The organism is Kitasatospora sp. NPDC093558, assembly GCF_040683475.1.
GTDB lineage: Bacteria > Actinomycetota > Actinomycetes > Streptomycetales > Streptomycetaceae > Kitasatospora.
Map to the genome: position 1 here is coordinate 1 of NZ_JBFBDY010000212.1, position 10,320 is coordinate 10,320.

The window sequence follows — 10,320 nt, forward strand, 5'->3', positions numbered from 1 at the left end:
GACGAAGGCCTTGGGCAGGGAGAGGGCGACGGACGCCGGACCGGGGGGCCCCCCCCCCCCGGCGGGGGGGGCCCCCCGCCTTGTGTGGGGGGGCCGCCCCCCTCCGCTTTACAGGTCGTGCAGCAGGCTCAGCCGGTGCCGCCGTGCTTGCCGCCGTTGCCGTTCCCGCCGATGAAGCCCGGCGGGAAGGTGAAGCCGCCGCCGATCATCCCGCCGGCGTTGGTGCCGCCGCCGGGGTTGCCGCCGTTCCCGCCACCGGGGTTGGCCGGGGGCGGCGGGTTGGCGCCGGGCTGGGCGTTCGGGTCGCCGGCCGGCGGGCTCGCGGGCGGGGTCGCGTTCGGGTCCGGCTTGGGCTGCGGGTCCGGGATGTTGATGGTCTGGATGGGCTCCAGGGGCGTGCCCTTGAGCGCCTGGTTCATCGCCATCTGCCAGATCGGGCCGGGGCCGTCGGCGCCGAACACCTCGGTGAAGTGCTTGCCGCCGATGGTGATGTCCTTCATCTTCACGCCGCCGGCCGGGCCGCCGAGCCAGACCGAGGTGGCGAGCGACGGGGTGTAGCCGCTGAACCAGGCGGCCTTCTTCTCGTCGGTGGTACCGGTCTTGCCGGCGATCTTGCGGCCGTCGTCGAGGCCGAGCGCGGCGGCCGTACCCTTCTCGGTCACGTTGAGCAGGACGGTGTTGAGCGCGTCCGCGGTGTTCTCGGAGAAGGCCTGGCTGCACTGCGACTGCGGGACCTTGATGTCCTTGCCGTCGACCGTGCTGATCTTGTTGATCGCGATCGGGGTGCAGTACTTGCCGCGGGCGGCGAAGGTCGCGTACACGTTCGCCATGGTCAGCGGGCTGAGCTCGAGCGAGCCCAGGACCATCGAGGGGACCTCCTGGAAGGGGTCGCCCTTGGCGGACTGGGTGATGCCCAGCTTGTTGGCCATCTGCTTGATCGCGCAGAGGCCGGTCTGCTGCTCCATCTCGACGAAGTAGGTGTTCACCGAGAGGGCCATGGCCTGCTTGAGCTCGTACGGGCCGACCTCGCCCGCCGACTCGTTCTTCACGGTGGCCTTGCCCTGGCCGGGCGTGGGGACGTTCTTCCAGGTGCCCGAGCAGGTGGACATGTTCGGGTACTCGATCTTGTTCTCGGACGGGAACGCCTGGGTGGGCGACATGCCCGACTCCAGGGCCGCCGCGGCGAGGATCGGCTTGAACGTCGAACCGGTCTGGAACCCGTTGCCGCCGCCCATCACGGCGTCGACGTTCAGGTTCACCACGGTCTGGTTCTTGTTCGGGTCCAGGCCGTACGGGCGGGTCTGGGCCATGGCCAGGATCTTGCCGCTGCCCGGCTCCATCATGGTCGCGGCGGCCGACACCGGGTCGGTCACGTTGACCTTCTTGGTCACCGCGTTCTGCGCCGCGGCCTGCTTGTCCGGGTCCAGCGTGGTGTAGATGTTCAGGCCGCCGGTGTCCCACAGCTTCTTGCGGTCGGCGACGGACTTGCCGAACGTCGGGTCCTGCTTGATCACGTGGCGCACGTAGTCGCAGAAGAAGCCCATGCCGGCCTGGGCGGTGATGCAGCCGTTCTGCGGGTCCTTGTACTTCAGGCCCAGCGGGGCGGCTTTCGCCTCCTTGGCCTGGTCCGCGGTGATGTGCTTGTTCTCGAGCATCTTGTCGATGACGACGTTGCGGCGCTTGACCGTGTTGTCGGGGTAGCGCACCGGGTCGTACGACGACGGGTTCTGCACCATGCCGGCGAGGGTGGCGGCCTCGGCGACGGTGAGGTCCTTGTTGCTCTTGCTGAAGTAGCGCTGCGACGCGGCCTCGACCCCGTAGGCCTGGTGGCCGTAGAAGGTGATGTTGAGGTAGTTGGTGAGGATCTGGTCCTTCGTCAGGTCCTCTTCCAGCTTGATCGCGACCTTCAGCTCCTGGATCTTGCGGCCCAGGGTCTTGCGCTGCGCCTCCAGGACGGCGGCCTGGTCGTCGCCGGCCTTCTCGACGTTGACGTTCTTCACGTACTGCTGGGTCAGCGTCGAGGCGCCCTGCGAGGTGGTGCCGCTCTCGGCGTTCTTGCTGATGGCCCGCAGGACGCCCTTGAGGTCGACGGCGCCGTGCTCGTAGAAGCGGGCGTCCTCGATGTCGACCTGCGCGTGCCGCATGAACGGCGACATCTGGTCGGCGGTGAGGACGGTGCGGTCGCGCTCGTAGACCTTGGCGATCAGGCCGCCCTTGGCATCGAAGATCTGCGTCGCCTGGGTGAGCGGCGGCGTCTTGAAATCGTCGGGGATGTTCTCGAAACTCTCCGCCGTGTCCTTGGCGGTCAGCCCGAGCGCGCCGACGGCAGGCAGGGCGAGGCCTGCCAGCAGGACTCCGGAGAGCACGCTGACGCCCAGGAACTTCACTCCGTGTCCCGCGTAGTCGAGCGGTGACCCGCGGCGCTTGCCGCGCGGAGCTCCGGTGTTGCCTGGGGGCTGGGGTGCCTGGGGGCGCTTCGGTGCCATGGGGAGAACCCTACGTCGCCGATTCCCCTCCATAGGGGCAGGTGTTCGCCTAGGCTTGTCACAAGCTTGCGACAGCTTCGGTGCGTCAGCGTGACTCACTCTTGTGAGTGGGAAGACTTGCCCGAATTGCCGCTTTTCTGACGGATTTTGAGGCCGCTGCGGCCTGCTGCACCCGAGTGAACGGTAGCGCTCCGTGATGACGCGCGTGGCCAGAGTTGCCGCCTCGCGCTTGGCAAGGCTTGCGACCTGCGATCACTCCAACGAGTGAGCTGGCCGATACCCATAGTCCAATCGGGTCATTCGAGATTGAGCCCGAAGGGGCTGTTGCAAGCTGTCGTTCTTCCGTAACGTCCTCAACTGGCAACGGTGAATATGCCGTTGCCGCCGTGGGGGAGCCTCGAAACATCGGGAGAGGACGGCGCCGGCATGGGCTGGGTTGACGACTGGAGTGCGCAGGCCGCCTGCCGCACGAGTGATCCGGACGAACTGTTCGTCCAGGGGGCGGCGCAGAACCGCGCCAAGGCGGTGTGCAGCGGTTGCCCCGTCCGCACGGAGTGCCTCGCGGACGCGCTGGACAACCGCGTGGAGTTCGGGGTCTGGGGTGGGATGACGGAACGCGAGCGCCGGGCGCTGCTGCGCCGCCGTCCGACGGTGATCTCCTGGCGCAAGCTGCTGGAGACGGCCCGGACGGAGTACGAGGAGTCCCTGGCCACCGGGGTGATACTGACGGACTACGCCCAGGCGGGCTGACCCGGCACGCGATCACTCGCGCCGGGCCGCCCCACCGGCCCGGGCCCACACCGGGTGCGACGCACCCGCACCCGTAGCTCACCCAGCACCTGCGCCGCATCCAGCACCCGCACCCGCAGAGCACCCGCACCCGCAGAGTGCTCCGCGCCCCTCACGCCCCGCCGCTCAGCCTGTCCCCGATGGCCCGCAGACCGTCCAGGTCGTGCACGTCGCCCGGCAGCGCGGGGACCTCCACGATCGGCACGTCCGGGTAGACCGACACGAAGCGGTCCCTGGTCCGACGCTCCCTCGCCATGATCTGCATCCGTTCGGCGTGCAGCCGCAGCAGCCCGGCCGCGAGCAGTTCCGCCTCCGGCGACGCGTGCTCCGAGCCGTTCTCCTCCAGTGCCTCGGCCGCCGCTAGCGCCCGTTCCGCCGTGAGCTGCGGGGCCCCCGAGCCGTGCACCCGGTTGAGCACCAGTCCGGCCAGCGGCATCCGGTCCGCGGCCAGCCGGTCGACAAAGTAGGCCGCCTCGCGCAGCGCGTCCCGCTCCGGCGCGGCGACCACCAGGAACGCCGTGCCCGGCGCCTTGAGCAACTGGTACGTGCGGTCGGCCCGCTCGCGGAAGCCGCCGAACATCGAGTCCATCGCGCTGACGAAGGTCTGTACGTCGGTGAGCAGTTGGGCGCCGAAGATCTTGCCCAGGGTGCCGGTGAGCAGGCCCATGCCGACGTTGAGGAACTTCATCGCGCTGCGCCCGCCGACCTTGGCCGGGGCGGTCAGGATCCGGATCACCCGGCCGTCGAGGAAGGAGCCGAGCCGGTTGGGCGCGTCCAGGAAGTCGAGCGCCGAGCGGGAGGGCGGGGTGTCGACGACGATCAGGTCCCACTCCTCGGCCGCGCGCAGCTGGCCGAGCTTCTCCATGGCCATGTACTCCTGCGTGCCCGCGAAGCCGGCCGACAGGGACTGGTAGAACGGGTTCTCCATGATCGCCTTGGCCCGTTCGGGTTCGGCGTGGGCGAGCACGACCTCGTCGAAGGTCCGCTTCATGTCGAGCATCATGGCCTGGAGTTCGCCGTCGCCGCCGACCCCCTTGACCACGCGGGGCGTGTTGTCGAGCTCGGTCAGGCCCATGGACTGGGCGAGCCGGCGGGCCGGGTCGATGGTCAGGACGACGACCTTGCGCCCGCGTTCGGCGGCGCGCAGTCCGATCGCCGCGGCGGTGGTGGTCTTGCCGACCCCGCCGGAGCCGCAGCAGACGATGATCCTGGTCTTCGGGTCGTCGATCAGGGCGTCCACCGCGAGCCGGCTGCCCGTGCCGCGCACACCGTTCGTCGTCGTGCTCACGCCGCCCCCTGCCGCTTGAGTTCGCCCGCCAGCCGGTACAGCCCGCCGAGGTCCACGCCCTCGCCCAGCAGCGGGAGTTCGTAGGCGGGGAGCTTCAGGTGCTGGAGGTCGGCGCGCTGCGCGCGCTCCAGCTCGACGCGCTCGGCGTGCTCCCTGGCCTGTTCCAGGAGCGGGTCGAGCAGCGGGTCCACCGCGGCCCGGACGGTGTCCGGTTTGCGCGAGCGCCCGCCGAGCCCCGCCTCGCCGAGGGCCAGGGCGACCTCCTCGCGGTGGTCCCCGTCCACCGCGGCGACCGCGGCCGCGTCCAGCAGCGGCGGCCGGACCATGTTGATCATCACGCCGCCGATCGGGAGACCGGCCTCGCGCAGCTCGGCGAAGCCGTCGACCGTCTCCTGCACCGGCATCTCCTCCAGCAGGGTGACCAGGTGCACCGCGGTCTCCGGCGACTTCAGCACCCGCATCACGGCCTGCGCCTGGGTATGTATCGGCCCGATCCTGGCCAGGCCGGCCACCTCGGAGTTGACGTTCAGAAAGCGGGTGATGCGGCCGGTCGGCGGGGCGTCCATGACGATCGCGTCGTAGCTGCGGCGGCCGTCCGGGCCCTTGCGGCGGGAGGCCTCGCAGGCCTTGCCGGTGAGCAGGACGTCCCGGACGCCGGGGGCGATGGTGGTCGCGAAGTCGACGAAGCCGACCTTCTGCAGCGCCTTGCCGGCCCGGCCGAGCTTGTAGAACATCTCCAGGTACTCGAGCAGCGCCAGCTCGGTGTCGATGGCCAGCGCGTAGACCTCGCCATTGCCGGTCGAGCCACCGGGGCCACCCGAGCCACCCGACCCGCCGGGGCCACCCGTCCCGCCGGGGCCACCCGTCCCGCCGGGGCCACCCGAGCCGCCGGACTCCTCCGCCGCGCCCGAACCGCCCGTTGCGGCCGGCAGACCCAGCTGCCGCCGGGAGACCGAGGCGATCCGGCGCTCCTCGTACGGCAGCGCGGCGATCCCGAACAGCTCGGCGATGCCCTGCCGGCCCTCCACCTCGACCAGCAGCACCCGGCCGCCCTCCGCCGCGAGGGCCAGCGCCAGCGCGGCGGCCAGGGTGGTCTTCCCGGTTCCGCCCTTGCCGCTGACCACGTGCAGCCGGACGCCCTCCCAGTCGGGGTCGCGCCGGGCCGCCTGGCCGGGGGTGCGTGCCACGCTCCGTCTCCGTCCGTCTCCGAGGGCCGGGGACCGCTCCGTCGGCCGGCCCGCTCTCCGGTTGCCCTCTCGCGAGAGTAACCAGGGAGCGCGCCGGATGCCCGGAGCACCGGGGGGACCGGGCCTGAATCATGCCCCCTTTGTGGGCCACCTCACACGCCGGTCCGCCGGCGGGGCCGATCGCCGGGGCGGCTCGTCTAGAGTCTGGCCATGACCAAGTGGGAATACATGACGGCGCCGCTGCTGGTGCACGCCACCAAGCAGATCCTGGACAACTTCGGCGAGGACGGCTGGGAGCTGGTCCAGGTCGTGCAGGGTCCCAACCCGGAGACCCTGGTGGCCTACTTCAAGCGGGAGAAGAACGCATGAGCAAGGTCGAGTCCAAGCTCGCCGAGCTGGGTCTGAGCCTGCCGCCGGTGGCCGCGCCGGTCGCCGCCTACGTGCCGGCCCTGCGCGCGGGCGAGTTCGTCTTCACCTCCGGCCAGCTGCCGGTCGTCGAGGGCAAGCTGCCGGTCACCGGCAAGGTCGGCGCCGAGGTGTCCCCGGAGGAGGCCAAGGAGCTCGCGCAGACCTGCGCGCTGAACGCCCTGGCCGCCATCAAGTCGGTGATCGGCGACCTCGACCTGATCGAGCGCGTCGTCAAGGTCGTCGGCTTCGTCGCCTCCGCCCCCGACTTCACCGGCCAGCCGGCCGTGATCAACGGCGCCAGCGAGCTGCTCGGCAAGGTGCTCGGCGAGGCCGGTGTGCACGCCCGCAGCGCGGTCGGCGTCGCGGTGCTGCCGCTGGACGCCCCGGTCGAGGTCGAGCTGCAGGTGCGGGTCAAGAGCGCCTGACCGTTCCGGTCGTGATCACGAGGCGGGGTTGGGCCTGTCCAACCCCGCCTTCGTGCGCTTAGCATCCGGGCATGGACCATCGAGCAACGACGCTCCCGATGCCGCCCGGCTGGCCTGCCCGGATCCGGGCGGTCGACTCCGGCGCGGTGACCCCGCCGGCGGCCAGGCCCGCCGCGACGGTGGTGCTGCTGCGCGACGCCGCCGACGGGCCGGAGGCCTACCTGCTGCGCCGGCGCACCTCGATGGCCTTCGCCGCCGGCATGTACGCCTACCCGGGCGGCGGGGTGGACCCGCGGGACGCCGAGGCCGAGCTCGCCTGGGCCGGGCCCGGCCCGGAGGAGTGGGCGCGGCGCCTCGGCGTGGACGCCCGGACGGCACAGGCGGTGGTCTGCGCGGCCGTCCGCGAGACCTTCGAGGAGGCCGGTGTGCTGCTGGCCGGCCCGGACGCGCTGAGCATCGCCGAGCCGCGCGACTGGAGCGCCGAGCGGGCCGCGCTGGAGGCCCACGAGCTGTCCTTCGCCGACTTCCTCCGCGCGCACGGGCTGGTGCTGCGCAGCGACCTGCTGGGCGGCTGGGCCCGCTGGATCACCCCGGAGTTCGAGGAGCGCCGGTACGACACCTGGTTCTTCGTCGCGGCCCTGCCGTCCGGGCAGCGCGCCGCGCTGGAGGTCGGCGAGGCGGACCGGGTGGCCTGGATGGCGCCCGCCGAGGCCGTCCGCGGCTACGACGAGGGCCGGTTCGGCATGCTGCCGCCGACCGTCACGGTGCTGCGCGAGCTGTCGTCGGTGCGGAGCGCCGCCGAGGCGCTGACCGCGGCCGGGCTGCGCACACTGGATCCGGTCCTGGGCCGGGCCGAAGTCCGAGGCGACCGCATGACCGTTCGGTGGCCCGGGTATGACGAGCTGACCATCGACGGGGACTTCCCCGAGAACCCCTGACCCGAGCACCGCCGCAGAACCCGAGCACTACCGCAGAACCCGAGCACTACCGCAGAACCCGCGCACCACCACAGAACCCGCGTACCACCGCAGAGAGAGGACCGACGCCCGATGACCCACAACGACGTGGCTCGCCGGACGGCACCCGAGATGCCCGCCCGCCGCCTGACCCCGCGCACCCCTGCCTGCGACCGGCAGGTCCCGTTCGTCGAGATGGCCCAGCGGGCCCTCGTCAGGGCTCTGCCGCTGCGCGCCCTGCACCGCGACGGCGAGGGCGGCCGGTGAGCGGACTCCTCCCGGGTGACCCCGCCGCCGAGGTCGGCGGCGAGGCCACCCCGCGGGCGCTCTGCGTGCTGGCGCCGAACCCGTCGCCGATGACGCTGGACGGCACCAACACCTGGCTGCTCTCCGAGCCCGGCTCGGACCTCGCGGCGGTGATCGACCCGGGCCCGCTGGACGAGGGCCACCTGCGCCGGGTGATCGACCTCGCGGAACGGCAGGGCAAGCGCGTGGCGCTGACCCTGCTCACCCACGGCCACGCCGACCACTCCGAGGGCGCGGCCCGCTTCGCCGAGCTCACCGGCAGCCGGGTCCTCGCGCTGGACCCGGCGCACCGGCTCGGCTCCGAAGGTCTGGTCAACGGGCAGCGCCTGGACGTGGGCGGCCTGGACCTGCGCGTGGTCGGCACCCCCGGGCACACCTCGGACTCGCTGACCTTCCACCTGCCCGCCGACGGCGCGATCCTCACCGGCGACACCGTCCTCGGCCGCGGCACCACGATGGTCGCCCACCCGGACGGCCGCCTCGGCGACTACCTGGACTCGCTGCGCCGCCTGCACACGATGGCCTCCGAGCACGGCGTGCGGACGGTGCTGCCGGGGCACGGGCCGGTGCTGGCGGACGCCCTGGGCGCCGTCGACTACTACCTCGCCCACCGGGCCACCCGGCTCGCCCAGGTGGAGACGGCGGTCGAGGCGGGCTGCCGGACCGCGGCCGAGGTGGTCGCCCGGGTGTACGCGGACGTGGACCGCGCGCTGTGGCCGGCCGCCGAGCTCTCGGTGCGGGCGCAGCTGGAGTACCTGGAGGAGCACGGGCTGATCCCGGGCCTCGACTGACCTGCGGAAACGCCGAAGGGCCCGTCCTCTGAAGCAGAGGACGGGCCCTTTCGTAACGCCAGTAACGCCAGTAACGCCAGGAGCGCCAGTAGTGCCCGGAGCGCCGGTAACGCAGGTTTCAGCGCGAGCGGCGCGACAGCCGCTCGACGTCCATCAGGACGACGGCGCGGGCCTCCAGCTTCAGCCAGCCGCGGCCGGCGAAGTCGGCGAGCGCCTTGTTGACCGTCTCGCGGGAGGCGCCGACCAGCTGGGCGAGCTCCTCCTGGGTGAGGTCGTGGGCGACGTGGATGCCCTCCTCGGACTGCACGCCGAAGCGGCGGGAGAGGTCGAGCAGGGCCTTGGCGACGCGGCCGGGCACGTCGGAGAAGACCAGGTCGGACATCACGTCGTTGGTCCGGCGCAGGCGGCGGGCGATGGCTCGCAGCAGCGCGATGGACACCTCGGGGCGGGCGTGCAGCCAGGGCTGGAGGTCGCCGTGGCCGAGGCCGAGCAGCTTGACCTCGGTCAGCGCGCTGGCGGTGGCGGTGCGCGGGCCCGGGTCGAACAGCGACAGCTCGCCGATCATCTCGCTGGGGCCGAGGACGGCGAGCATGTTCTCGCGTCCGTCCGGCGAGGCGCGGTGGAGCTTGACCTTGCCTTCGGCGACGACGTACAGCCGGTCGCCCGGGTCGCCCTCGTGGAACAGCGACTCACCACGGGCGAGGGTGACCTCGGTCATGGAAGCGCGCAGCTCGCCGGCCTGTTCGTCGTCGAGTGCCGCGAAGAGTGCGGCGCGCCGCAGAACGTCGTCCACGTGCTTCCTCCTTCTCGGCCGGTCGGCGGGTGGGCCGTCCGGCGCAAGTTCCGTTCAGTGTTCTGCATCACCAAGCATGGCGCATGTCGCTCCGATCATATGAGGAGGGGGTGCACCGAGGTGTGCTTCGCGGGGCCATTCGTACGGATCGGTCAGGTGCCGGGGCGCGCCGGGGGACCGGTCCGGTCGTACGTGCGTCCTGGCTGGTCGAGCAGGGACTCGGCGGTGGCCGTGCGGGCGTAGAGGACGGTGTGCCCGGCCCGGTGGGCGCTGGTCAGGCCGGCGGCGCGCAGGGCGGTGAGGTGCTGGGACACGCCGGCGGCGGACAGGCCGGTGCGGCGGGCCAGCTCGGTGGTGGACGCGGGGGACTCCAGCTCGGCCAGCAGCCGGGCGCGCGACTTGCCGAGGACGGCGGCCAGCGCGTCCGGGCAGGTCGTGGCGCGCGGCTCCCACAGGGTGGCCGCGCCGCGCGCCGGGTAGATCAGCTGCGGCGGGTCGGGCGGGAGCACCCTGGTCAGGACGCGCGGCCAGGCGAAGGCGGACGGCAGGAGCAGCAGTCCGGTGCCGGTGTGGAGCCGGGAGACGAGGCAGTGCCGCCCCTCCAGGCGCAGCGCGGTGCCGTCCCAGCGGACCGTCTCGTGCAGGTCGTCGAGCACGCGGGCGGTGCCGTGCTCGGCGGCCTGCCGGGAACGGTGGAAGACGTCGGCCTCCAGCAGGGCGCGGATCCGGGCCCAGTAGGGGGCGAGCGCGATCTCCCAGTACGCCTCGATCTCGGCGGCGAGCTGCGGGAGCCGGGCGGGCGGGTCGCGGTGGAGCGGCTCCAGCGCGGCGGGCAGGCGGCCGCCGGGGGCCTCGGCGGCGACGATGTCGAGGTCGGCCCGGACCTGGTCG

At 72.3% G+C, this 10,320-nt stretch carries 11 protein-coding genes; 6 read left to right on the plus strand and 5 right to left on the minus strand.

Annotated features, from left to right (window positions below):
- Window positions 1-128: 128 nt before the first annotated feature.
- Window positions 129-2,486, minus strand: coding sequence for a transglycosylase domain-containing protein (locus AB0O00_RS20285; RefSeq protein WP_363653672.1), 2,358 nt, complete (start codon window positions 2,484-2,486; stop codon window positions 129-131).
- 426 nt (window positions 2,487-2,912) lie between these two features.
- Between AB0O00_RS20285 and AB0O00_RS20290 the strand changes: the two genes are divergently transcribed.
- Window positions 2,913-3,236, plus strand: coding sequence for a WhiB family transcriptional regulator (locus AB0O00_RS20290; RefSeq protein WP_195911063.1), 324 nt, complete (start codon window positions 2,913-2,915; stop codon window positions 3,234-3,236).
- A 151-nt stretch (window positions 3,237-3,387) separates the two neighbouring features.
- On the opposite strand, the gene AB0O00_RS20295 is transcribed toward AB0O00_RS20290, so the two are convergent.
- Both AB0O00_RS20295 and AB0O00_RS20300 read right to left on the minus strand, forming a co-directional pair.
- Window positions 3,388-4,563, minus strand: coding sequence for an ArsA family ATPase (locus tag AB0O00_RS20295; RefSeq protein WP_363653674.1), 1,176 nt, complete (start codon window positions 4,561-4,563; stop codon window positions 3,388-3,390).
- Window positions 4,560-5,750, minus strand: coding sequence for an ArsA-related P-loop ATPase (locus AB0O00_RS20300; RefSeq protein ID WP_363653676.1), 1,191 nt, complete (start codon window positions 5,748-5,750; stop codon window positions 4,560-4,562). The genes AB0O00_RS20295 and AB0O00_RS20300 overlap by 4 nt, the downstream gene beginning before the upstream one ends.
- Before the next feature lie 210 nt (window positions 5,751-5,960).
- Between AB0O00_RS20300 and AB0O00_RS20305 the strand changes: the two genes are divergently transcribed.
- The 5 genes from AB0O00_RS20305 (at window position 5,961) to AB0O00_RS20325 (ending at window position 8,636) form a co-directional block, all read left to right on the plus strand.
- Window positions 5,961-6,119 carry a DUF4177 domain-containing protein gene (locus AB0O00_RS20305; RefSeq protein WP_195911064.1) on the plus strand — a complete coding sequence of 53 codons (159 nt, stop codon included), beginning with the start codon at window positions 5,961-5,963 and terminating at the stop codon, window positions 6,117-6,119.
- The gene (locus AB0O00_RS20310; protein ID WP_363653678.1) at window positions 6,116-6,583 is read left to right on the plus strand and encodes a RidA family protein; all 468 of its coding nucleotides are present in this window, start codon (window positions 6,116-6,118) and stop codon (window positions 6,581-6,583) included. The genes AB0O00_RS20305 and AB0O00_RS20310 overlap by 4 nt, the downstream gene beginning before the upstream one ends.
- Before the next feature lie 71 nt (window positions 6,584-6,654).
- Window positions 6,655-7,521 (plus strand): NUDIX hydrolase, encoded by an 867-nt coding sequence (locus AB0O00_RS20315; protein WP_363653680.1) that lies wholly within the window; start codon window positions 6,655-6,657, stop codon window positions 7,519-7,521.
- A 111-nt stretch (window positions 7,522-7,632) separates the two neighbouring features.
- Window positions 7,633-7,806 carry a hypothetical protein gene (locus tag AB0O00_RS20320; RefSeq protein ID WP_363653682.1) on the plus strand — a complete coding sequence of 58 codons (174 nt, stop codon included), beginning with the start codon at window positions 7,633-7,635 and terminating at the stop codon, window positions 7,804-7,806.
- A complete protein-coding gene (locus AB0O00_RS20325; protein ID WP_363653684.1) occupies window positions 7,803-8,636 on the plus strand; it encodes an MBL fold metallo-hydrolase in 834 nt (277 codons plus the stop codon). The genes AB0O00_RS20320 and AB0O00_RS20325 overlap by 4 nt, the downstream gene beginning before the upstream one ends.
- Window positions 8,637-8,754: 118 nt before the next feature.
- Here AB0O00_RS20325 and AB0O00_RS20330 read toward each other — a convergent pair whose 3' ends face one another.
- The gene (locus tag AB0O00_RS20330) at window positions 8,755-9,429 is read right to left on the minus strand and encodes a Crp/Fnr family transcriptional regulator (protein WP_030240972.1); all 675 of its coding nucleotides are present in this window, start codon (window positions 9,427-9,429) and stop codon (window positions 8,755-8,757) included.
- A 152-nt stretch (window positions 9,430-9,581) separates the two neighbouring features.
- Window positions 9,582-10,320 (minus strand): winged helix-turn-helix domain-containing protein (locus AB0O00_RS20335; RefSeq protein WP_363653686.1); only part of this gene is annotated, 739 nt, incomplete at its 5' end.

Coding starts and splice junctions, on each gene's coding strand:
- AB0O00_RS20285 (WP_363653672.1), bottom strand. CDS start 2,486: ATGGCACCGAAGCGCCCCCAGGCACCCCAGCCCCCAGGCAACACCGGA.
- AB0O00_RS20290 (WP_195911063.1), top strand. CDS start 2,913: ATGGGCTGGGTTGACGACTGGAGTGCGCAGGCCGCCTGCCGCACGAGT.
- AB0O00_RS20320 (WP_363653682.1), top strand. CDS start 7,633: ATGACCCACAACGACGTGGCTCGCCGGACGGCACCCGAGATGCCCGCC.
- AB0O00_RS20305 (WP_195911064.1), top strand. CDS start 5,961: ATGACCAAGTGGGAATACATGACGGCGCCGCTGCTGGTGCACGCCACC.
- AB0O00_RS20315 (WP_363653680.1), top strand. CDS start 6,655: ATGGACCATCGAGCAACGACGCTCCCGATGCCGCCCGGCTGGCCTGCC.
- AB0O00_RS20310 (WP_363653678.1), top strand. CDS start 6,116: ATGAGCAAGGTCGAGTCCAAGCTCGCCGAGCTGGGTCTGAGCCTGCCG.